18 protein-coding genes are annotated in these 21,003 nt (G+C 67.6%); 6 read left to right on the top strand and 12 right to left on the bottom strand.

Going from position 1 to position 21,003, the window contains the following annotated elements:
* Positions 1–7 precede the first annotated feature (7 nt).
* Positions 8–988 (top strand): aspartate carbamoyltransferase catalytic subunit, encoded by a 981-nt coding sequence (locus ACP7A5_RS06760; RefSeq protein WP_426041195.1) that lies wholly within the window; start codon positions 8–10, stop codon positions 986–988.
* A complete protein-coding gene (gene pyrC / locus ACP7A5_RS06755; RefSeq protein ID WP_426041194.1) occupies positions 985–2,262 on the top strand; it encodes a dihydroorotase in 1,278 nt (425 codons plus the stop codon). The genes ACP7A5_RS06760 and pyrC overlap by 4 nt, the downstream gene beginning before the upstream one ends.
* A 235-nt stretch (positions 2,263–2,497) precedes the next feature.
* Here the strand turns inward: pyrC and ACP7A5_RS06750 are convergent, their stop codons facing one another.
* Positions 2,498–2,740, bottom strand: a complete 243-nt coding sequence (locus tag ACP7A5_RS06750; protein ID WP_426041193.1) for a DUF2164 domain-containing protein — start codon at positions 2,738–2,740, stop codon at positions 2,498–2,500.
* Positions 2,740–4,620: an ABC-F family ATP-binding cassette domain-containing protein gene (locus tag ACP7A5_RS06745; protein ID WP_426041192.1), complete on the bottom strand. Its 1,881-nt coding sequence runs from the start codon at positions 4,618–4,620 to the stop codon at positions 2,740–2,742. The genes ACP7A5_RS06750 and ACP7A5_RS06745 overlap by 1 nt, the downstream gene beginning before the upstream one ends.
* 149 nt (positions 4,621–4,769) lie before the next feature.
* Here ACP7A5_RS06745 and ndk point away from each other — a divergent pair, with 149 nt between their 5' ends.
* Together ndk and ACP7A5_RS06735 are read left to right on the top strand one after the other, a co-directional pair.
* Positions 4,770–5,189: a nucleoside-diphosphate kinase gene (ndk, locus tag ACP7A5_RS06740; RefSeq protein ID WP_426041191.1), complete on the top strand. Its 420-nt coding sequence runs from the start codon at positions 4,770–4,772 to the stop codon at positions 5,187–5,189.
* A gap of 148 nt (positions 5,190–5,337) precedes the next feature.
* Positions 5,338–5,547 carry a hypothetical protein gene (locus tag ACP7A5_RS06735; RefSeq protein WP_426041190.1) on the top strand — a complete coding sequence of 70 codons (210 nt, stop codon included), beginning with the start codon at positions 5,338–5,340 and terminating at the stop codon, positions 5,545–5,547.
* A 209-nt stretch (positions 5,548–5,756) separates the two neighbouring features.
* Here the strand turns inward: ACP7A5_RS06735 and ACP7A5_RS06730 are convergent, their stop codons facing one another.
* The 4 genes from ACP7A5_RS06730 to purM all read right to left on the bottom strand — a co-directional run bounded on the left by ACP7A5_RS06730 (position 5,757) and on the right by purM (position 11,116).
* On the bottom strand, positions 5,757–7,817 hold the full coding sequence (locus tag ACP7A5_RS06730; protein ID WP_426041189.1) for a M13 family metallopeptidase: 2,061 nt from the start codon (positions 7,815–7,817) through the stop codon (positions 5,757–5,759).
* 73 nt (positions 7,818–7,890) lie between these two features.
* Positions 7,891–8,493 carry a phosphoribosylglycinamide formyltransferase gene (gene purN / locus ACP7A5_RS06725; RefSeq protein WP_426041188.1) on the bottom strand — a complete coding sequence of 201 codons (603 nt, stop codon included), beginning with the start codon at positions 8,491–8,493 and terminating at the stop codon, positions 7,891–7,893.
* Positions 8,490–9,881: a M28 family metallopeptidase gene (locus ACP7A5_RS06720; protein ID WP_426041187.1), complete on the bottom strand. Its 1,392-nt coding sequence runs from the start codon at positions 9,879–9,881 to the stop codon at positions 8,490–8,492. The genes purN and ACP7A5_RS06720 overlap by 4 nt, the downstream gene beginning before the upstream one ends.
* A 203-nt stretch (positions 9,882–10,084) precedes the next feature.
* A complete protein-coding gene (purM, locus tag ACP7A5_RS06715; protein ID WP_426041186.1) occupies positions 10,085–11,116 on the bottom strand; it encodes a phosphoribosylformylglycinamidine cyclo-ligase in 1,032 nt (343 codons plus the stop codon).
* 80 nt (positions 11,117–11,196) lie between these two features.
* Between purM and rnd the strand changes: the two genes are divergently transcribed.
* Positions 11,197–12,345 carry a ribonuclease D gene (gene rnd, locus ACP7A5_RS06710; protein WP_426041185.1) on the top strand — a complete coding sequence of 383 codons (1,149 nt, stop codon included), beginning with the start codon at positions 11,197–11,199 and terminating at the stop codon, positions 12,343–12,345.
* Between the two features lie 9 nt (positions 12,346–12,354).
* Here the strand turns inward: rnd and ACP7A5_RS06705 are convergent, their stop codons facing one another.
* The 3 genes from ACP7A5_RS06705 to ACP7A5_RS06695 all read right to left on the bottom strand — a co-directional run bounded on the left by ACP7A5_RS06705 (position 12,355) and on the right by ACP7A5_RS06695 (position 16,792).
* A complete protein-coding gene (locus ACP7A5_RS06705; protein ID WP_426041255.1) occupies positions 12,355–13,776 on the bottom strand; it encodes a Ppx/GppA family phosphatase in 1,422 nt (473 codons plus the stop codon).
* 62 nt (positions 13,777–13,838) lie between these two features.
* Positions 13,839–16,055, bottom strand: coding sequence for an RNA degradosome polyphosphate kinase (locus ACP7A5_RS06700; RefSeq protein ID WP_426041184.1), 2,217 nt, complete (start codon positions 16,053–16,055; stop codon positions 13,839–13,841).
* A gap of 23 nt (positions 16,056–16,078) precedes the next feature.
* Positions 16,079–16,792 carry a chromosomal replication initiator DnaA gene (locus ACP7A5_RS06695; protein ID WP_426041183.1) on the bottom strand — a complete coding sequence of 238 codons (714 nt, stop codon included), beginning with the start codon at positions 16,790–16,792 and terminating at the stop codon, positions 16,079–16,081.
* Between the two features lie 383 nt (positions 16,793–17,175).
* Between ACP7A5_RS06695 and aspS the strand changes: the two genes are divergently transcribed.
* Positions 17,176–19,011, top strand: a complete 1,836-nt coding sequence (gene aspS, locus ACP7A5_RS06690) for an aspartate--tRNA ligase (RefSeq protein ID WP_426041182.1) — start codon at positions 17,176–17,178, stop codon at positions 19,009–19,011.
* A gap of 41 nt (positions 19,012–19,052) precedes the next feature.
* Here the strand turns inward: aspS and ACP7A5_RS06685 are convergent, their stop codons facing one another.
* The 3 genes from ACP7A5_RS06685 to ACP7A5_RS06675 form a co-directional block, all read right to left on the bottom strand.
* Entirely contained in the window at positions 19,053–19,949 is an 897-nt protein-coding gene (locus tag ACP7A5_RS06685) for a pentapeptide repeat-containing protein (protein WP_426041181.1), read from the bottom strand.
* A 74-nt stretch (positions 19,950–20,023) separates the two neighbouring features.
* A complete protein-coding gene (locus tag ACP7A5_RS06680) occupies positions 20,024–20,509 on the bottom strand; it encodes a pentapeptide repeat-containing protein (protein ID WP_426041180.1) in 486 nt (161 codons plus the stop codon).
* 86 nt (positions 20,510–20,595) lie between these two features.
* Complete coding sequence (locus ACP7A5_RS06675; RefSeq protein ID WP_426041179.1) at positions 20,596–20,997, bottom strand: acyl-CoA thioesterase; 402 nt, start codon at positions 20,995–20,997, stop codon at positions 20,596–20,598.
* Positions 20,998–21,003 lie beyond the last annotated feature (6 nt).

The following is a 21,003-nucleotide window of genomic DNA, read 5'->3' as shown; positions in this document are numbered from 1 at the left end:
GGCTTTGATGACCCAGCTTGATGCCGCCGCCGACCTTATCGCCGACCGGCTGGTTCCGTTTCCGAAACCCCATTTCCTCGCCGCCGGCGATCTCAACCCGCCGTTCGTGTTGAGCCTGCTGGATCTGGCGGACTCGTTCGTCGACCTGAACCGCCAGTCGACCAAGCAGCTCGACCTGCTGCGGGGCAGGACGGTGATGAATCTGTTCTTCGAGAACTCGACCCGGACCAGTTCCTCGTTCGAGATCGCGGCCAAGCGGCTGGGCGCCGACGTGGTGACCATGCCGGTCCAGGCCAGTTCGGTGAAGAAGGGCGAGACCCTGATCGACACGGCGGTCACCCTGAACGCCATGAAGCCCGACATCCTGGTTGTCCGGCACGGCGCGTCGGGCGCGGCGGCCCTGCTGTCGCAGAAGGTCGGCTGCGCAGTGGTCAACGCCGGCGACGGGCGGCACGAGCATCCGACCCAGGCCCTGCTGGACCTGTTGAGCCTGCGCCGCGCCTTCGGCGACGTGGGCGGGCTGACCGTCGCCATCTGCGGCGACATCGCCCACAGCCGGGTGGCGCGGTCCAATGTCGCCCTGCTGTCGATGATGGGGGCGCGGCTGCGGCTGATCGGGCCGCCGACCCTGGTGCCCGGCGACGCCGACCGCTGGGGCTGCGAGGTCTTCCATGACATGCGCGAGGGCCTGGCCGGCTGCGACGTCGTCATGATGCTGAGGCTGCAGCTGGAGCGGATGGACGGGGCCCTGGTGCCGTCGACGCGCGAGTATTTCCGCTTCTGGGGTCTCGACCGCGAGAAGCTGGCCTGGGCCAACGCAGGCGCGAGGGTCATGCACCCCGGACCGATGAACCGGGGCGTGGAGATCGATTCCGACGTCGCCGACGACCTGACCGTGTCCCTGATCCAGGACCAGGTCGAGATGGGCGTCGCAGCGCGAATGGCGGTCCTGGCCTCGCTTTCGGCCCGGCTGGAGGGCGCGGCATGAGCTCTCAGGCCATCATCAACGCCCGCCTGCTGGACCCGGCCTCCGACTACGACGGCCCCGGTTCTGTGGTCATCGAGGACGGCGTCATCACTCGCGTCGAGCGCGGCTCGGTCGCCGTCTCGGCCACGGAAATCCTCGACGCGCGAGGCCTCTGCCTGTCGCCCGGCCTGATCGACATTCGCGTGCGCACCGGCGAGCCGGGGGCCGAGCCCAAGGAGACGCTGAAGTCCGCCAGCCTGTCCGCGGCGGCGGGCGGAGTCACGACGGTGGTCATCCAGCCGGACACCGATCCGGCTGTGGATGATCCGGCCATGGTTGATTTCATCCAGAGACGGGGCGCCGCCCTGAACCTGGTCAACGTGCGGGCGGCAGGCGCGGCGACCAAGGCGCGCGACGGCAAGCGGATGGCCGAGATCGGCCTGATGCACGAGGCCGGCGCCCTGTATTTCACCGACGGCGACCACGTCATCGCCGACAGCCGCGTGCTGCAGCGGGTCATGGCCTATGCCACGGCGTTCAACGCCCTGATCGCCTGTCGTCCGGCCGATCCTTGGCTGACGGAGGGCTCGGTGGCGACGTCGGGCGAGCTGGCGACGCGGCTGGGTCTGAGCGGCGCGCCGGCCATCGCAGAACGCATCCAGCTGGAGCGGGATCTGGCCCTGGTCGAACAAACGGGCGTGCGGTTCCTCGTGGATCAAATCTCGACCGAGGCGGCGCTGGAGGTGCTGGCGCGCGCGCGGGGCCGCGGGCTTGAGGTCGCGGCCTCGGTCTCGATCAACCACCTGTGCTTCAACGAGATCGACATCGGCGACTACCGCACCTTCTTCCGGCTGGAGCCACCTCTGCGCCCCGAGAGCGACCGGCGCGCCCTGATCGAGGCGGTCCGCGACGGCCTGATCGAGGCGATCACCTCGGCCCACACCCCCGCGCCCGCCGAGGACAAGCGCCGCCCGTTCGCCGAGGCCGCGCCGGGCGCCGTGGGTCTGGAGACCCTGCTGCCCGCAGCCCTGAGCCTGCATCACGAGGAGGGGCTGGATATCCTCGACGTCCTGCGGCCGCTGACTCACGGACCGGCGACCCTACTGGGGCTGGACGCGGGCGTGCTAGAGGCCGGAGCGCCTGCGGACCTGATCCTGTTCGATCCGGGCGCACCGGTGATCGTGGATGCCGCGACGCTGCGGTCCAAGTCCAAGAACTCGCCGTTCGACGGACGCCGGCTCCAGGGCCGGGTCGAGATGACGATCGTCGGCGGGCGGGTCGTGTTCGAGCACTGACGCTTGGCAAGAGGTTCGTCCGTCCGTCCGGACGAAAAACACCCTGACGAAACGGACGAAACGGACGAAATCGCCTCTGTTCGCTCTCTCCGCGAACCGTGATTGGGAAGTATAGGGTCTCGGCGAACCAAGGCGCGCAAATCGCGGTGCGGGTCCCACTGTGACTGACCAGATCGGGATTTGGGCGTCGAACGGAAAAATTCCTTCGACATCAATTTGCGTCAACCCCGCCGGGTCAGGGCTTCCGCTCCAGCGCGTAGAGGGCCTCGGCCATCTCCTCGGCCTTGGCCGCGATCAACGCCTGGGCGTCATAGATCGCGCGGTTGTAGACCGCGTGACCCAGCTTCTCGGCGAAGAAGTCCATCAGCATCGACGCCTGCAGGTCGCCGATCTCCTGATCCAGTTCATCGCGCACGAAGGCCTTGATGCGCGGGATCAGGTCGCGCTGCTCCTCCTTCGAGAAGACGATCGCCTTCATCAGGACACCTCGGCCAGCGTTTCCTCCGCCGCCATCCAGGCCGCTTCCGCAGCGTCGAGATCGGCCTGCGACCTGGCCCGCGCGCGGGTCAGGCCTTCCAGCGCCTTCGGATTGGACACGGCGGCGTTGGCGAGGTCGTCGTCGATGCGGGAAATCTCTGCCGTCAGGGCGACGACCCGCTCCTCTGCCTTCTTCACCGCATGACGCAGGGTCGAGGGAGAAGGTCCGCCCTTCTGCTTCTGAGGCCTGGCGTTGGGGGTCGAGGCGACGGCCGCCTCTTCCTTCTTGATCTGACTGGGCTTCACCGCCGCCTGTTTGGCGCGGTCGAGGACGAATTTCGCATAGTCGTCCATGTCGCCGTCGAAGGGCTTCACCGTGCCGTCGGCGGCCAGCCACAGCCGGTCTGCGACCATCTCCATCAGCGACCGGTCGTGGGTGATCAGGATGACGGCGCCCGTATAGTTGTTCAGCGCGTCGAGCAGGGCGCGGCGGCTGTCGATGTCCAGGTGGTTGGTCGGTTCGTCGAGGATCAGGACGTGCGGCGCCTCCATGGCCACCATGTTCAGCAACAGGCGTGCGCGTTCGCCGCCGGACAGGCTGTCGACCGTGGTCTCCTGCTTCTCGTAGTTCAGGCCGAACTGGGCCAGCTTGGACCGGCGCCCGGCCTCGGTGGCCTCCGGCATGGCCCGGCGGATGATCTCCAGCGGCGTGTCGGTCGGGTCCATGGCCTCGATCTGGTGCTGGTGGAACCAGCCCACGCGCATCTTCCTGTCGCGATGCAGTTCGCCCTCGGTGACCTTCAGGGCGCCTGCGATCATCTTGGCGAAGGTCGACTTGCCCGCGCCGTTGACGCCCAGCAGGCCGATGCGGTCGTCCAGGTCCATGCGCAGGTTGAGATTGCGAAGGATCGGCCGGCCGGTCTCGTAGCCGACATTGGCACGCTCCAGCCGGATCAGCGGCGGGGCCAGGGGACGCGGCGGCGAGGGCAGGGTGAAGGGGGCGACGCGCTCCTCGATCGTGGTCGAGACAGGCTGCATCTTGGCCAGGCGCTTCATGCGGCTCTGGGCCTGGGCGGCCTTCGAGGCCTTGGCCTTGAACCGGTCGACGAAGGACTGGAGGTGGGCGCGCTCGGCGTCCTGCTTGGCCTTGGCCGACAGCTGCAGGCGGGCCTTTTCAGCGCGCGCCTGTTCGAACTGGTCGTAGTTGCCGGTGTAGATCTCCAGCTTGCGATTCGCGAGGTGCAGGATGTGGGTGCAGACCTCGTTCAGCATTTCGCGGTCGTGGGAGATGATCAGAGCCGTGGCCGGGTATTTTTTCAGCCGCGACTCGAGCCACAGGGCGCCTTCCAGGTCGAGGTAGTTGGTCGGTTCGTCGAGCAGCAGCATGTCCGGCTGGGCGAACAGGGCCGCGGCCAGGGCCACGCGCATGCGCCAGCCGCCGGAGAACTCCGACATCGGCCGTTGCTGGTTCTCGTGGTCGAAGCCGAGGCCGGCGAGGATTTCGGCCGCCCGGGAGGGGGCCCCGTCCGCGTCGATCTCGATCAGGCGGGTCCAGATCTCGCCCATCTCCTCGGGCTCGGCCGTTTCGAGGCGGCCCAGAAGGTCGTGGCGCTCGGTATCGGCCTCGAGAATGGTCTCGACCACGCTGACGGGCGTCGCCGGGTGCTCCTGATCGACAGAGCCGATCCGGGCGGTCCTGGGCAGGGAGACTTCGTCGCCGTTGCCGGCCAGTTCGCCCAGGATGATCTTGAACAGGGTCGACTTGCCGATGCCGTTGCGACCGACAAGCCCGACCTTGGAGCCCGGCGGCAGGCTGACCGAGGCGTCGTCCAGAAACTGGCGACCCCAGGCGTTGAACGTCAGGTTGGTGATCTGGAGCATGGCGAAAGAAAACGTCCGAAAGGCGAAAATCCGCTCCTCAAGCAGCGAGCCGCCGCGCAAGGAGCGATAGGAGCCAACATCATGTTGGAAACCGGGGAGGCGGCGTCTATAAGCCCGCGACCTTCAAACTCCCAACAAGAAGTCTATCCATGACCGACCGTACCTTCTCGATCATCAAGCCCGACGCCACGCGCCGCAACCTGACGGGCGCCATCAACGCCGTGATCGAGGGCGCCGGCCTGCGCATCGTGGCTCAGCGCCGCATCAAGCTGACCGAAGCCCAGGCGAAGAAATTCTACGATGTCCATGCCGAGCGTCCCTTCTACGGCGAACTGGTCGGCCAGATGATCGCCGAGCCGGTCGTCGTCCAGGTGCTGGAAGCCGAAGGCGCCGTCGCCAAATACCGCGACGTCATGGGCGCGACGAACCCGAAGGACGCCGCCGACGGCACGATCCGCAAGCTGTTCGCCCTGTCGATCGGCGAGAACTCGGTCCACGGTTCGGATAGCGAAGAGAACGCCGCGCTCGAGATCGCCCAGTTCTTCACGGACGCCGACATCGTCGGCTAAGCGGCTGATATAAAACGTCGCTCAAGCAGAGAGCGACCGCGTCGCGAACGATAGCGACACTTAACATAGAGGCCCGCGTCCGGAACCGGACGCGGGCCTTTCCGTTTGATCTGCACGCTGTCCCCGAAGCGAAACTGGAAATTTGACCATGAAGACGATCCTGAAGATGGCCCCGCTGGTTGGCGCGATGGCCCTGCTGGCCGCCTGCGGCACGACGATGGAACAACGCGCCGCCACCGGCGCCATCGGCGGCGCTGTCGCCGGCCAGATCATCGGCGGCAACACCGGCTCGACCGTTGCCGGCGCCGCGATCGGCGGCGTGGCCGGCGCTGCGACCACCCCGCGTCGTCCGAACTAGGCAAGACCGTCGCTTAGTAAGAAGAAAAGGCCCCGGAGCAATCCGGGGCCTTTTAGTTTGTATATGCGCCCCTTTTCCACCGTGCACCCCGGCGAAGGCCGGGGTTCAGATGGACAGCGAGGTGCTTTCCGACTGAACGAGACACCAGATCCAGACGACTGTGTCTGTGATCTGGACCCCGGCCTTCGCCGGCGTGCACGGCAGGATGCTTACCAGATCCGCGCCCGGGCTTCAGGGGCCAGATACTGTTCGTCGCCGGGCTGGACGCCGAAGGCTTGGTACCAGGCGTCGATGTTCCGGGGCGAGACCGCGGCGCGGTACATGCCCGGCGAGTGCGGGTCGGTCGTGACCTGCTGACGCAGGTATTCGTCACGACTGTTGGTCCGCCAGACCTGGGCCCAGCCGAGGAAGACGCGCTGATCGCCGGTCAGGCCGTTGATAACCGGGGCTTCCTGGCCGTTCAGCGACATGTGATAGGCGTCCAGCGCCATCAGCAGACCGCCCAGGTCGGCGATGTTCTCGCCCATGGTCAGGTCGCCGTTGACGTTGGCGCCTTCCACCGGCGACAGGGCCGAATACTGGGCCCCCAGGACCGCCGCCCGCTCCTCGAACTTGGCGGCGTCCTCCGCGGTCCACCAGTCACGCAGCACGCCGTCGCCGTCGGTCTTGCGCCCCTGGTCGTCGAAGCCGTGGGTGATCTCGTGGCCGATGACGGCGCCGATGCCGCCATAGTTGACCGCCGGGTCTGCGCGCGGATCGAAGAAGGGCGCCTGCAGGATGGCGGCCGGGAAGACGATCTCGTTGCGCGGCGGGTTGTAGTAGGCGTTCACCGTCTGGGGCGTCATGCCCCATTCCAGCGGGTTCACCGGGCGATCCAGCTTGGAGAGGTTGAACGCCCATTCGAAGGCCGCCGAGCGTTCGACATTGCCGTAGAGATCGCCGGCCACGAGGTTCAGCCCGTCATAGGAGCGCCATTCGTCCGGATAGCCGATCTTCACCCCGAACCGGCTCATCTTGTAGAGCGCCTGCTCCTTGGTTTCCGGGCTCATCCATTCGAGGTTCTGGATGCGGATGGTCATGGCGGCGCGCAGGTTGGCGACCAGGTCCTCCATCTGTGCCTTGGACTCGGCCGGGAAGTGGCGGGCGACGTATTCGCGCCCCAGGGATTCACCGAGCGAGCCCTCGACCAGGGTCACCCCGCGCTTCCAGCGGGGCTGGATCTCCTGCTGACCGCTCAGGGTCTTGCCGAAGAATTCGAAGCGAGCGTCGACGAAGGGCTGCGACAGATAGGGGGCGGCCTGATCGATGACGTGGAAGGCTTCCCACGACTGCAGGGTCGAGATCGGGGTCTCGGCGAACACCCGCGCCATTCCCGGGAAGGCGGTGTTGTTGGCGGCGATCAGGGTGCGATCCGTTCCGACGCCGGCGGCCCTGGCCCAGCCGGCCCAGTCGAAGCCGGGGGCTGCGGCGGTCAGTTCGGTCACCGTCATCGGGTTGTAGATCTTGTCGATCTGGCGGTTCTGGACGGCCGTCCAGTGCTCCTGGGCGATGGCGGTCTCGAAGGCCAGGATGGCGTCGGCGGCCGCGGCGGGCTCGGCCCAGCCGGCCAGGGTCAGGGCCTGTTCGACATAGGCGCGATAGGCGGCCTTCTGGGTCGCGAAACGGTCTTCCAGATAGTAGTCGCGGTCGGGCATGCCGATGCCGCCCTGGACCACATAGGCCGAGGTGCGGTCGGGGGTCCGCAGGTCCTCGAAGGTCTGGACGCCGAACAGGCTGGAGCCGAATCCGTACTGGGTGCGGCCCATCAGGACGGCCAGTTTCTCACGGGTGTCGGCGGCGCGGACCTCCGCCAGGTCCGACTGCAGCGGCGAGGCGCCGAGGGCGTTGACGGCGGCCTCGTCGAGGAAGGCGGAATACAGGGCGCCGATGCGGGTCGCATCGGCGCTGGCGCCGGGGTTGGCGGCGCTCTCGTCGATGATGGCGCGCAGATCGGCGTCCGAGCGGTCCCGGAGCACGGTGAACATACCGTAGGACGGCTTGTCGGCGGGGATCGGGGTGTTGGCCAGCCAGTTGCCGCTGACGTAGCGGTTGAAGTCGTCGCCGGGCTTCACCGACGTATCCATGCCGTTGAGGTCGACGCCGAAGGCGCCGATCTCGGCCTGGTCCTCGGACGGAATCTCGACCGGAAGGGGCGTGGTCTGGGCGAGGGCGGGCGAGGCGAGCAGGAGGGCGGCGGCGGCGGTGCACGCCATGAGGCGAATTCTGGACATGAGGGATCCCGGTCTGAAAATTTTCGGCAGACTGCCTCCGCCGCATCGCCGTGTCGCGGGCAAAGCGCGATGATTACAAACTTCTAATCCGCGCCTGGCAGAAGTCGGCCAGCGCGCGGGCATAGAGGACGTGCTCGGCCTGCAGGACGCGCTGGGCCAGTGTCGCGGGCGTGTCATCGGCGACGATGGGCACGGCCTGCCGGGCGAGGATCGGGCCTTCGTCCACGCCCTCGGTGACCAGATGGACGGTGCAGCCGGCCTCGGCATCACCGGCGGCCAGAGCGCGGGCATGGGTGTTCAGCCCCGGATATTTCGGCAGCAGACTGGGGTGGATGTTCAGCATTCGGCCTTCCCAGCGCTGCACGAGGAAGGGCGTCAGCAACCGCATGTATCCGGCCAGGGCGACGACCTCGGTCCCCGCAGCCTTGAGTTCAGCATCAATCGCAGCCTCGTGCGCGGCGCGGTCCTTGCCGAACCGCCTGTGGTCGATCGCAGCGGTGGGCACGCCCTTGGCGCGTGCGATGGCCAGACCGCCCGCTTCGGGGTCATTGGACAGGACGAGAACCACGTCGAACGACGCATCGGCTGCCTGACCCGCGTCGATCAGCGCGGCCATGTTCGACCCGGCCCCGGAGATCATCACGGCCACGCGCACGCGGCCCGACGGCTGGTTCATCGGGCGGCGGGCGCCAGCGGGTCGCCCACGGAGACGAAGGCGCCGGCGGGGCCGGGATAGACGACCGGGCTCTCGAACCCGTCTTCGGACAGGGCCGAGACGCCGAAGAAATAGTCGTCGATCGGCACCCCGGTCAGGACCAGCGACGTCGCCGTTCCGGCCGAGCGGTTGAACGTCCACTGCGGCGCCGTCGTCGATCGCCACCAGACGCGATAGCCGGCCGCGCCCGGGACGGCGGACCAGCGCAGGGTGGTGTCGGGCTTGACCGCGCCCTCGATGGTCACGCCGGACGGGACCATGGGAGCGCTGGCCAGGGCGGCCATGGTGGCGATGTTCAGGCGGGCGACCTGGGCCAGGTAGTCGAAGTCCACGCCCTCTATCGTATCGCCGTATTCGACGCCGTTCTCGGTGCGCAGGTCCTGATGCTGGCGGTCGTAGTTTTCGGAGCCCTCGGAGATGCGGACGGCGGGGAAGCCGGCGCGCAGCATCTCCACCTGGTCGCCGCCCCGGCCGAAACGGTCGGTGCGATAGATCATGTCGACGTCGAAATTGGTCAGGTAGCGGTCGGCGATTCCGTCGACGTAGCGGGCGAGATTGCGCGAGGAGCTGTCGACCTCGCCGCCGTTGTAGCGCCGCCGCTCGGCCTGCAGGGCGGTCTCGACGGTCTTGGTGCCCTCGGAGAAGACACGGACGCGGGTGGTGTCGCGGATGCCCGACTGGCCTTCAGAGTTGCCGACGATGTCGTTGTTCAGATTGGCCTCGACGACCCAGCCCTGGGCCTTGGCATAGTCGGCCAGGATCTTGCCGCCCAGCAGACCCTGCTCCTCGCCCGACAGGACGGCGTAGACGAGGGTTGCGTCGAACGAGTGTTTCGACAGGACGCGGGCCGCTTCCAGCACTGCGGACACGCCCGAGGCGTCGTCGTTGGCGCCCGGCGCGTCGGCGGTGAAGTTCATCACGTCGGTGACGCGGCTGTCGATGTGGCCGGAGATGATGATGACGCGGTTCGGGTCGCCCCCCTCTTGCTCAGAACGCCCGCGCTGGATGGCCACGACGTCGACGACCTCCGTCGGGGTCGGCACGCGGGGGCCGGTCACGGTGTCGGCGGGCAGGGCGATCTCGAGACAGCCGCCGCATTCCGTGCTGATGGTCCGGAAGTGGCTCTCGGCCCAGCGGCGGGCCGCGCCGATGCCGCGCGTGTCCGAATCGGTCTGCGACATCGTGTGGCGGGTGCCGAACCCGACGAGGGCCGTGATGTCGGAGCGCATCCGTTCGGCTTCCACCTGGGAGACGACGGTGTGGAGCAATGCCTGTTCGACGGCGGCGGGCGTCTGGGCGTGGGCCACGGCGGGCAGGGCCAGCAGGGCGGCGAGGGCGATCAGACGCATGGACGACTCCGTTTTCAGCGGCAACCTAACCATATCCCTCTCCCGGCGGGAGAGGGCTTGAGCGTCCAGGAGCGAAGCGATTGGAAACGCGAAAGGGTGAGGGGTTGGCGATAACCGGAGAGGGCGCGGCCCTCACCCTTTCGGCCAGGCCGCATCGCTAACGCTCTGCGGGCCTCAAGCCCTCTCCCACCGGGAGAGGGAAGTCAGACCAGTTGCCCGCAGACGAAGGCCGCTTCACCCGCCTCCAGCAAGCCGGCCAGCACATCCTCGGCGTTCTCCGGCGCGACGATCAGAATGAAGCCGATGCCGCAGTTGAAGGTGCGGCGCATCTCGTGGTCGCTGATGCCGCCGGTCTCGGCCAGCCACTGGAACACCGCCGGCATCGGCCAGGCGTGCCAGTCGAACTCGGCGGTCAGGCCCTCGGCGATGCAGCGGGGCGGGTTCTCGATCAGGCCGCCGCCTGTGATGTGGGCCGCGCCCTTGATCAGGCCCGCCTTCATCAGCGGCAGGACCGGCTTCACATAGATTCGGGTCGGCTCCATCAGGGCCTGGGCCAGCGAACGATCTTTTGCGAACGGCGCGTCGTCGCCCCAGGCCAGGCCCGAGCGGTCCACGACCTTGCGGATCAGCGAATAGCCATTGGAGTGTGGGCCCGAGGACGCCAGGCCGATGATCAGGTCGCCGGTGTTCTGCAGATCCAGCCGGGGCAGGGCGTGGCCGCGCTCCACGGCGCCCAGCGAGAAGCCGGCCAGGTCGTAGTCGCCGCCCGAATACATGCCGGGCATCTCGGCCGTCTCGCCGCCGACCAGAGCGGCGCCGGCCTGACGGCAGCCCTCGGCGATTCCCGAAACCACGCGGCGAGCCGCGTCGATTTCGAGCTTTCCAGTCGCATAATAGTCGAGGAACAGCAGCGGCTCGGCACCCTGGGCCAGCAGATCGTTGACGCACATGGCGACCAGATCAACGCCGACGCCGTCATGACGGCCCGTCTCGATGGCGATCTTCAGCTTGGTGCCGACGCCGTCTGTGGTGGCGACGATCAACGGGTCGACGAACCCGGCCGCCTTCAGGTCGAACAGGGCTCCGAATCCGCCCAGCGAAGGCTCCGAACCGGGGCGGGCTGTGGATTTGGCCAAAGGTTTGATGTGCTCGACCAGCATGTCGCCGGCGTCGATATCCACCCCTGCATCGGCGTAGGTGAGGCCGTTCGGCAATGGGTCTTTATTGTCGCTCATCGCTCACGGGCCTGGAATCGGTGCGGAAATATGGTCGCGGCTCTTGCCACGACCGCGTCGCGGGGGGCTATAGCATTTCAATGACGCCGATCACCACTAATGACGCGCTGGTTCAGTTCTGCGCGGCCGTCGCCCAAGCTCCGTTCATCGCGGTCGATACCGAGTTCATGCGGGAAACGACCTACTGGCCCAAGCTGTGCCTGATCCAGGCCGCCACGCCGGAGCATGAGGCCATCATCGATCCGCAGGCCGAGGGCCTGGACCTGGAGCCGTTCCTGGACATCCTGCGCGATCCGAAGATCGTGAAGGTCTTCCACGCCGCGCGGCAGGACACGGAAATCTTCGTCAAGCTGGGCGCCATGCCGAGGCCGATGTTCGACACCCAGGTCGCCGCGATGGCGGCCGGGTTCGGCGATCAGGTCGCCTATGACGGGCTGGTCCGCCAGATGCTGCGCATCGACCTCGACAAGGGCAGCCGGTTTACCGACTGGTCGCGTCGGCCCCTTTCCGACGCCCAGCTGACCTATGCGATCGGCGACGTGACCCACCTGGCGGCCCTGTATCCCAAGCTGCGCGATCGGCTGGAGAAGGATGGCCGCCTCGACTGGGTGACCTCGGAGATGGAGGATCTGGTCGATCCGGCCCTCTACGACACCGATCCGGAGAAGGCCTGGAAGCGGCTGAAACCCAAGAAGTACAACGCGAAATATCTGGCGGCCTTCAAGGCCACGGCGGTGTGGCGCGAGAAGGCGGCTCAGGATCGCGACCAGCCGCGCGGCCGCATCCTCAAGGACGAGGCGATCGACGAGATCGCGACCCAGGCCCCGATGGACGTCGAGGCCTTCAACCGCCTGCGCTCCGTGCCCAAGGGATTCGGCGGCTCGCGCCTGGGCCTCGAACTGACGGAAGAGCTGAAGCGGGTCATGGCCGATCCGGAGGCCTATGCGCCCAAGCTGGACCGCCCGGCCCACAACCAGCCGGCTCCGCCCTCGGTCGTCGAACTGCTCAAGGTGCTGCTGAAGGCCAAGAGCGACAATGCCGGCGTGGCGTCCAAGCTGATCGCCAATGTCGCCGACCTGGAGCGGATCGCCATCGACGACAATGCCGGGGTCGACGCCCTGACCGGCTGGCGGCGTCAGCTGTTCGGCGAGGATGCGCTCAAACTCAAGCGCGGCGAGATCGCCCTGGTCCTCAATGGGGCCCGGGTCGAGGTCGTCGAGATCGAATAGGCCGCCCGTTCAGATCTCCAGCTTCAGCCCCATGGCCTCGGCCAGGGCCTTGGCGCGGCGACGGGTCTGTTCGCCCAGCAGCACGTCGGCATAGCCGGGCGACGCGGTCAGCTTCAGCGCGCCGTTCTTCACGGTCACCGAGGCGTTGGCCAGCAACTGGGGCGAGCGGCCCGACAGGTCGCAGCCCAGCCGCATGGCCAGGCCCAGGGCCCGGGCGCTGACCCGCGCGTCATCGCTGAGAAGGCGGGTGACGGCAGCCGGCGCGGGCGTCGAGGCCCCGCCGCCGTAGCGACCGTTCAGTGCGCAGGCGAGCCACACGCGCTCGGGGTGGGTCTGGCCCGGGATCGGCGCGCGCAGCACCTGATCGAACACCAGTTCCAGCCGGTGATCGGGATGAAGCCGGGCCCCGAGGTCAGCGAGGCGGCAGGCCGCGGCGGCGAGGACGGCGTCGCGTTCGCGGTCGAAGGCCACGGGCAAGGCGGCGATGACATCGGCGAGCCAGGCGTTAAGGGCGGCTGGCATGGCCGGCGAAATGCCCTGGCGCGCCCCCAGGGCGGCGGATCCGGCGATCAGCGGATCGGCGGGGGCCTCATCCTGATCCAGCGTCTCGTAGAGCAGGCCCTCGCGCAGGCCCCAGGCCGAGAAGGTGAGCGTCTTCAGTCCCAGGGTATCGATCAGTCCCTCCAGCACCAAGGCGGCGTAGGGCAGGGTCTCGGCGCGGCGTTTTGAGACGCCCGGAAGGCGGTCGAGCGAGGCCTTCGATTGTTGGGCCACCAGTCGGGCCACCCCGCGCGCGTCTTCGGCGCTCATCGCGTACTGGTGGACGATGCGGAGCGGATAGCCGCTCATTTCCATGTGCAACTGTGCCAGAGAGCGCCAGCCGCCGCCCACGGCATGGAGTTCGTCGGCGGCGAACCGTTTCGCCGCCGGTCTCAGCCGTTCCGCGATCGTGGCGCGCAGTCGCCCGGCGTCGAACCCTCTCGGATCGGCCAGGCTGAACGGCCCGAGCGGCAGGGTGATGCCTGACGACGCGGTCCCGTCGCCGACCTTGATAAGCTCCAGGCTGGACCCGCCCATGTCGGCGGCGACGCCGGTCGAGCGCGGCTCTCCGGCCAGGACGCCCAGGGCGGCGTATTTCGCCTCCTCCTCGCCGGTCAGGACGCGGACGCGCAGGCCCGTAGTGGCGGCGACGCGGTCGCAGAAGTCCGGGCCGTCTGCGGCCTCGCGCACGGCGGCGGTGGCGGCGACGAAGGTGTAGGCGGGACGCACCCCCTCCAGCACGGCCGCGAACCGGCGCAGCGTCGTCATCGCCAGCTCGACGCCCTCCGGCGACAGTCTGCCGGTCTCCGGCAGGTCGCGGCCGAGGCCGGCCTGGACCTTTTCGTTGAACACGGTCCAGATGGCGCGGCCTTCCAGCCGGTACAGCACCATGCGGACGGAGTTCGAGCCGATGTCGATCACCGCCGCCTCGCGCGGCGTCGCATAGAGTGCGTTCACTGACCGGGCCGATCGTAGCGCAGCGCTTCCGGCCGGGTCTTCACCTTGCGGCCGCGTCCCGACAAACTTGGGTTGGTCATGAAGTATTTGTGGGCCGAGAAGGGCCGTGCCGGATCGGCCGGCGTGACCCTGGTGTAGCCGCCGTCGGCGCCCAGAACCCAGCTCTGGGCGTCGTCCTTCAGGTTGGCGACCATGATCTGGTCCAGCACCTGGTCGTGGACCGTGGCGTTGAACACGGGGGTCATGATCTCGACGCGCCGGTCCAGATTGCGGGTCATCCAGTCGGCCGAGGAAATGAAGAGCTTTGCCTTGTCGTGCGGCAGGTCCTTGCCGTTGGCGAAACAGATGATCCGGCTGTGTTCCAGGAACCGGCCGACGATCGACTTGACGCGGATATTCTCCGACAGGCCCGGCACGCCGGGACGCAGGCAGCAGATGCCGCGCACGACCAGCTCGATCCGCACGCCCCACTGGCTGGCGCGGTACAGGGCATCGATGATCTCTGGATCGACCAGGGCATTGAGCTTGACCCAGATGGCCGCCGGCTTGCCCTTGGCCGCCGCCGACATCTCCTTGCCGATCAGCTCGATCAGCGTCGACTTCATGTTCAGGGGCGAGACGACCAGCGCCTCCAGATCCTCGGGCTGGGCATAGCCGGTGATGTAGTTGAACACCCGCGACGCATCGCGGGCCAGCACGGGATCGGAGGAGAACAGACTAAGGTCGGTGTAAATCTTGGCCGTGATCGGGTGATAGTTGCCGGTGCCGAAGTGACAGTAGGTCTTCAACGCATCGCCCTCGCGCCGCACGACGACACTGAGCTTGGCGTGGGTCTTGTATTCGACGAAGCCGAAGACGACGTGGACCCCGGCCCGCTCCATGGCGCGGGCCCAGCGCAGGTTGGCCTCCTCGTCGAACCGGGCCTTGATCTCGACCAGGGCCACGACGTTCTTGCCGTTCTCGGCCGCCTCAATCAGGGCCGCAACGATCGGGCTGTCCTTGGAGGTGCGATACAGCGTCTGCTTGATGGCGATGACGTTGGGGTCGCGCGCCGCCTGCCGCAGGAACTGCACCACCACATCGAAGCTCTCGAACGGGTGGTGGATGAGGATGTCCTTCTCGCGCACTGCGGCGAAGACGTCGCCGCCCTGGTCGCGAACCCGTTCCGGATAGCGGGGCTCATAGCCGGGGAACTTCAGGTCCGGGTGGCCGGAGGGGATCAGTTCGCCCATCTGCGCCAGGCCCAGCATGCCGTCGACCAGAACGACATCCTGGGGCGCGGCTTCCAGTTCGCCGATGATGAAATCGCGCAGATCGGCTGGCATCGACGCCTCGATCTTCACCCGCACGACAGAGCCCAGACGACGCTGTTTCAGCGCCTCCTCGAACTCCAGCACCAGGTCCTCGGCCTCCTCCTCGATCTCGATGTCCGAGTCGCGGATCAGGCGCAGCACGCCCTTCTCGAGCACCTCGTGGCCCGGGAACAGGTGCTCGATGAACAGCAGCAAGACGTTTTCGAGCGAGATGAACCGCCTGCGCCCCTTCACCGACCGCCCGTCGCCGGTCAGTTCCCAGAAGCGCCGCACCTGGGTCGGCACGGGCACCAGCGCATAAAGCGTCTTGTTGTCCCGGTTCCGGCGCAGCTTCAGCGCCAGGGAAAAGCCGAGGTTGGGCAAGAAGGGGAAGGGGTGCGCCGGGTCTATGGCCAGCGGCGTCAGCACGGCGAAAAGCTGGTTCAGGAATTCGGGCTCAAGCCGTTCCTTGTCCGTCTTGGTGATCTTGCCCGGCTGAACAACCTCGATCCCCGCCCCTGTCAGTTCCTTGCGCAGTTGGCGCCAGCGTTCCTGCTGTTCGTCCATCAGCTCGCCGGCGGCGACGTTGACCTTTTCAAGCTGTTCGGCGGCCGTCAGGCCATCGGCGGACAGCACCCGCACCCGTTCGCGCACCTGACCCTTCAGACCGGCGACGCGGGTCATGAAGAACTCGTCGAGGTTATTGGCCGAGATCGACAGGAACCGCAGCCGTTCCAGCAGCGGGTGGCTGGGGTTCGCGGCTTCTTCGAGAACCCGGGCGTTGAAGGCCAGCCAGCTGATCTCGCGATTGAAGAACCGTGTGGGCGAGGCCATCAGGCCCTCGTCCAGGTGCAGCTGGGGCGCTCGGGAAGATGGGACTTCCTCGCCCCGGGTGGCATCGGCTATGGCGGCGTCGGACATGGGCCGGTTGTGGGGCGCGATTGTTACGGCTGCAAGCCTGATCCGCCGTCATCTTCAGGCGCCTCGTCGAACAGGTCGTCGCTGGCCTCCAGCACCTGCCGCGCCAATGTCCGCGTGACCGGCCTGTGCTCCGCATCCAGCCGGTCGACCACGTCGGCGACGGCGGCCGCCGACCGGTCGATGCGTCTGACCAGGTAGTCGATCACGCCGTCACCCGGCGTGATGCTGTGTTCGGCGAAACGGGCGGTCAGAATAGCCGACAGGACCGTGTCGTCCGGGGCCTCCATCGCCACCACCCGCACCGCATCGAGCCGCGACCGCAGATCCGGCACCGCCACATGCCAGCGACGCGGCGAGGGCCGCGAGACCATCAACAGGGCGCCGCCGTCGTGCTGGGCCAGGTTGATCAGGTGGAACAGGGTCTCGTCGTCGGCGTCCTGCGCGATGTCCAGCAGGACAGGGCGGCCCTCCAGTTCAAGCGGATCGGCCAGCGCCGCCTCGGCCCCGTTCAGGGGGATGGCGCCGACCCGTTCGGCCCAGAGGGCGGCCAGATGGCTCTTGCCGCATCCGGCAGGACCGCAGATGGCCATGACCTGACCCGCGCTGTCGGGCCAGGCGGCGAGCGCATCGACGGCATAGGCGTTGGACGCCGAGCGCACGAAGGCCGTCGCGCCATGCGACGCCGCCCGGGTCAGGGGCAGTCTGAGCTGTTCGCGAAGGGGAGGGCGCGCCGACATGGCTTCACCATAGCAGATCGCCCGGATTGTCCTGATACGGGATTGTCTTGCGACGTGGACAGACGATCCGGCCCTGTGGACCGCTGCGACCGCTTCTGACGTCGAACATAAAAAGTCATTCGACGGTCTGGAAGGCGCCTCTTCCCGGCGGGCGGGCATCGAGGCCTCTCGTCCGCGCCTTGGCGGTCTGCGGGTATAGACTACGGGGCTGGCTCGGACGTCGGCCGCGAACGTGTAGACTCTGCCGACTCTATCGACTCCGTTCTTGGAGTCGCGCAGGTCCCGAAACCGGCGTCCGACCTTGACTTTCGGGGGCGCGGATGCGCCTTACGCCGCTTCCAATTCCCGCCGTTTCGCGGCCGATTCAGACGATTTTCCCCCCGATGTCCGACATGCACGCCTATCGCTCCCACACCTGCGGCGCCCTCCGGTCTTCTGACGCAGGCTCCAATGTGCGTCTGTCCGGCTGGGTGCATCGCAAGCGCGACCACGGCGGTCTGCTGTTCATCGACCTGCGCGACCACTACGGCCTGACCCAGCTGGTCTTCCACCCCGAGACCCCGGGCTTTGACGCCGTCGAGCGCGTGCGTGCCGAAAGCGTGATCCGCGTGGACGGTGAAGTGGTCGCCCGCGACGCCTCGGTGGTGAACCCGAACCTGCCGACCGGCGAGATCGAACTGCGCGCCACCGGCGTCGAGGTCCTGTCAGAGGCCGCCGAACTGCCGCTGCCGGTCTTCGGCGAGCCGGAATACCCCGAGGAAATCCGCCTCAAGCACCGCTATCTCGATCTGCGCCGCGAGACCCTGCACAAGAACATCGTCCTGCGCTCGCGGGTGATCTCCTCGATCCGCCAGCGCATGGTCGGCCAGGGCTTCCTCGAGTACCAGACCCCGATCCTGACGGCCTCCAGCCCCGAAGGCGCGCGCGACTTCCTCGTGCCGTCGCGCCTGCACCCCGGCAAGTTCTACGCCCTGCCGCAGGCCCCGCAGCAGTTCAAACAGCTGCTCATGGTCTCGGGCTTCGACCGCTATTTCCAGATCGCCCCCTGCTTCCGCGACGAGGACCTGCGCGCCGACCGGTCGCTGGAGTTTTACCAGCTCGACGTCGAGATGAGCTTCGTCACCCAGGAAGACGTCTTCGCCGCCATCGAGCCGGTCATGCACGGCGTGTTCGAAGAGTTCGCCGACGGCAAGCCGGTCTCGGCGATCGACGGCGCCCATACCTTCACCAACGACTTCGGCCAGACGCTGGAGCATGCCGGCTTCGAACGCCTGACCTACGCACAGTCGATGAAGTGGTACGGCACCGACAAGCCGGACACCCGCAACCCGATCAAGATGCAGGACGTCTCGGAGCATTTCCGCGACGGCGGCTTCGGCCTGTTCAACAAGATCCTCGGCGCCGACGCCAAGAACGCCGTCTGGGCGATTCCCGCCCCGACCGGCGGCTCGCGCGCCTTCTGCGACCGAATGAACTCCTGGGCCCAGGGCGAGGGCCAGCCGGGCCTCGGCTACATCTTCTGGTCGGATGACAACAATGCCTGGGGCGGCCCGATCGCCAAGAACCTGGGCGAGGCCACCGACGCGCTGATGACCGCCCTGGGTCTCGGCAAGGGCGACGCCGCCTTCTTCGCCGCCGGCCTGCCGTCGGTCTTCGCCAAGTTCGCCGGCCTGGCCCGCACCCGCGTCGCCACTGAGCTGAAGCTGGTCGACGAGGCGCAGTTCAAGTTCTGCTGGATCGTCGACTTCCCGATGTTCGAATGGTCCGAGGAAGAGAAGAAGGTCGACTTCTCGCACAACCCCTTCTCGATGCCGCAGGGCGGGCTGGAGGCTCTGGAAACCCAGGACCCGCTGACCATCCGCGCCTATCAGTACGACATCGTCTGCAACGGCTACGAGCTGTGCTCGGGCGCGATCCGGAACCACAAGGCCGAGATCATGCTCAAGGCCTTCGAGATCGCCGGCTACGACGCCTCGGTGGTCGAGGAGCAGTTTGGCGGCATGCTGAACGCCTTCCGCTATGGCGCGCCGCCGCACGGCGGCCTGGCCCCCGGCATCGACCGCATCGTCATGCTGCTGGCTAACCAGGTCGCCATCCGCGAGGTCATCGCCTTCCCGCTGAACCAGCAGGGCCAGGATCTGCTGATGAGCGCGCCGGCCGAGGTTGCGGACCGTCAGTACAAGGAACTGCACATCCGTCAGAGCCTGCCGCTGAAGTAGGGCTTCGGCTCACACAGCGGCGGCTTCGGCGGCCGCCGCGATCAGTGGTCGGCGCTGGCGAAGTTGCGGCGCGGCGAGGGCGGCGCCGGAGGTGCGGGCGGGACCGGCGGCGCAGGCGTCCGGATCATGACCCGGGAGCCGCAGCTCCGGACGCTGAGACCGTTCGGCAGGCGGGTCGAGGAGTCGCCGCAGGCCTGCGCAATCTGGGCCTGGGTCAGGCCCCGGGCGCTCGACAGGTCGGCGCCCCGGATGTCGGCCCGGCGCATCGAGGCGTCGGTGAAACGGGCCCGGCCGAAGATCCCCCGGGACAGGCGGGCTCCGTCCAGCTGGGCGTTGCTGAAGTTGGCGGCGCTGAAGTCGCCGTTGGCCATGTTGGCCGCGTTCATCTCGGCGTTGGCGAAGGAGGCGCCGCGCGCGCTTACGTTGGCCAAGGTGGCACCGAACAGCTCGGCGTTGGACAGATTGGTCCCTGACAGGACCGCGCCGTTCATGTTCGCGCCCATGAGTTCGGCGCCCGACAGGTTGGCCCGGCTGAGATCAGCGCGGCTGAAGACGGCGCCCTGGGCCTCCGCTCCGCTGATATTGGCGTTGATGAAGACCGCGCCGCCAAAGTTCGATCCCTGGATCTGCACACCGGTCATGTTTGCGTCGGTGAAGTCGCTGTTCGAGAAATTGGAGCCGACCAGTTCAGCGCCGCGCATGTCCGCCCCGACCAGCATCGCGCCCTGGAAGCTGGCGCCGGTGAAGGTCGCGCCGGCCAGGTTGCGGCCCGACAGCTCGCAGCGGTTGCAGGACCCGCCCAGCGAGACCATCCGGGTCACGTCGCGGTCCTGGATCGACAGGCCGACCTCGGCCGCCGCAGGAGCCGCAAGCGCCGAAAGGCCGGCGAACAGCGCGAGCGCCGGCAGGGCGGCCGACAGGTGGCTGGAAAAAGTCACGGTCTGTTTCACACCCCATAGATGATCTCTGATCACCGGAAACCCTACTTAAATCGCGGTAAGGATGGAGGTCTTCAACAGGCGGGAATGCGCAGACTTCCGGGCAGGGTCGTCGCGGCGTCGCCGCAGGCCCGGTTCAGCTGGCTCTGGGTCAGGCCCGTGGCGCGCGCCAGTTGGGCTCCGGAGAAGTTTGTCCCGGTCAGGGTCGCGCCCGAAAAGCTGGAGCCTTCCAGATAGGTCCCGACGAAGCTGGCGTTGGTCAGGTCGGCGCGGTTGAAGTTCGAGCTGGAGAAGACACCGCCGTAGGCCTCTACGTCGCGCAGGTCAGCGCCGGAGAATCGCGTGCGGTTCATCTCTGCAAGACTGAGGTCCGCCTGGCGCAGCCTGGAGCCGCTGAGGTTCAGGCCGCGGGCCTCCAGCCCCGAGAAATCGCCCTGGAACAGGTTGCACCCTGAACAGCTGGCCCCTCCGCGCACGCGGGCGATCTGGCCGGCGTTCTGGGCAAGGGCCGGGGCGGCGATAAGGGTCAGGGCGGCGGCGGCGAGGATGAGGCGTTTCAAGGCGGTCGTGCTCCGAAGCCGGCGAACCGGCGGCGTTCGTCGCCCTGTGGTTAGCGCACAGGTGCTTACGATCTGTTGAACCGTGCTCAGTCGGGAGCCGCCACGCGGGCGAGCATGGCGCGATAGGCGTCGGAGAGCGGTTCGGACCTGCCCTCCAGGGCGCGGACATAGGTCAACGAGACGTCGGTCAGGATCTGGCCGTCGCGCCGGATATCGACGCGAAGCTCATAGCTGGAGCGACCGATACGGGGCAGGGAGACCTCCATGTCCAGAAGGTCGTCGAACCGGGCCGAGCTGCGAAAGCTGGCCCGCGCGTCGACGACATAGCTCTGGGCCATGTCTGGATGGTCGTCGGTCAACACGCCGGCGGCGCGGAAGAATTCAGTCGCGGCGACGTCGGCATAGGCGAAATAGTTGGGATTGAAGACGACGCCCTGGGCATCGACCTCGCCCCAGCGGACGCGGAGCGGGCAACTGAACCCGGACATTTGCGC

This window comes from Brevundimonas sp. TWP2-3-4b1, from assembly GCF_049897665.1.
Classification (GTDB): domain Bacteria; phylum Pseudomonadota; class Alphaproteobacteria; order Caulobacterales; family Caulobacteraceae; genus Brevundimonas; species Brevundimonas subvibrioides_B.
The sequence above is the reverse complement of the archived record's forward strand: the minus strand, read 5'-3'. Positions and strand labels throughout refer to the sequence as shown.

Excerpts from the sequence above, each read along its gene's own strand:
- ACP7A5_RS06760 (WP_426041195.1), top strand. The coding sequence starts at position 8 with ATGACCCAGCTTGATGCCGCCGCCGACCTTATCGCCGACCGGCTGGTT.
- pyrC (WP_426041194.1), top strand. The coding sequence starts at position 985 with ATGAGCTCTCAGGCCATCATCAACGCCCGCCTGCTGGACCCGGCCTCC.
- ACP7A5_RS06750 (WP_426041193.1), bottom strand. The coding sequence starts at position 2,740 with ATGAAGGCGATCGTCTTCTCGAAGGAGGAGCAGCGCGACCTGATCCCG.
- ACP7A5_RS06745 (WP_426041192.1), bottom strand. The coding sequence starts at position 4,620 with ATGCTCCAGATCACCAACCTGACGTTCAACGCCTGGGGTCGCCAGTTT.
- ndk (WP_426041191.1), top strand. The coding sequence starts at position 4,770 with ATGACCGACCGTACCTTCTCGATCATCAAGCCCGACGCCACGCGCCGC.
- ACP7A5_RS06735 (WP_426041190.1), top strand. The coding sequence starts at position 5,338 with ATGAAGACGATCCTGAAGATGGCCCCGCTGGTTGGCGCGATGGCCCTG.
- ACP7A5_RS06730 (WP_426041189.1), bottom strand. The coding sequence starts at position 7,817 with ATGTCCAGAATTCGCCTCATGGCGTGCACCGCCGCCGCCGCCCTCCTG.
- purN (WP_426041188.1), bottom strand. The coding sequence starts at position 8,493 with ATGAACCAGCCGTCGGGCCGCGTGCGCGTGGCCGTGATGATCTCCGGG.
- ACP7A5_RS06720 (WP_426041187.1), bottom strand. The coding sequence starts at position 9,881 with ATGCGTCTGATCGCCCTCGCCGCCCTGCTGGCCCTGCCCGCCGTGGCC.
- purM (WP_426041186.1), bottom strand. The coding sequence starts at position 11,116 with ATGAGCGACAATAAAGACCCATTGCCGAACGGCCTCACCTACGCCGAT.
- rnd (WP_426041185.1), top strand. The coding sequence starts at position 11,197 with ATGACGCCGATCACCACTAATGACGCGCTGGTTCAGTTCTGCGCGGCC.
- ACP7A5_RS06705 (WP_426041255.1), bottom strand. The coding sequence starts at position 13,776 with ATGGTGCTGTACCGGCTGGAAGGCCGCGCCATCTGGACCGTGTTCAAC.
- ACP7A5_RS06700 (WP_426041184.1), bottom strand. The coding sequence starts at position 16,055 with ATGTCCGACGCCGCCATAGCCGATGCCACCCGGGGCGAGGAAGTCCCA.
- ACP7A5_RS06695 (WP_426041183.1), bottom strand. The coding sequence starts at position 16,792 with ATGTCGGCGCGCCCTCCCCTTCGCGAACAGCTCAGACTGCCCCTGACC.
- aspS (WP_426041182.1), top strand. The coding sequence starts at position 17,176 with ATGTCCGACATGCACGCCTATCGCTCCCACACCTGCGGCGCCCTCCGG.
- ACP7A5_RS06675 (WP_426041179.1), bottom strand. The coding sequence starts at position 20,997 with ATGTCCGGGTTCAGTTGCCCGCTCCGCGTCCGCTGGGGCGAGGTCGAT.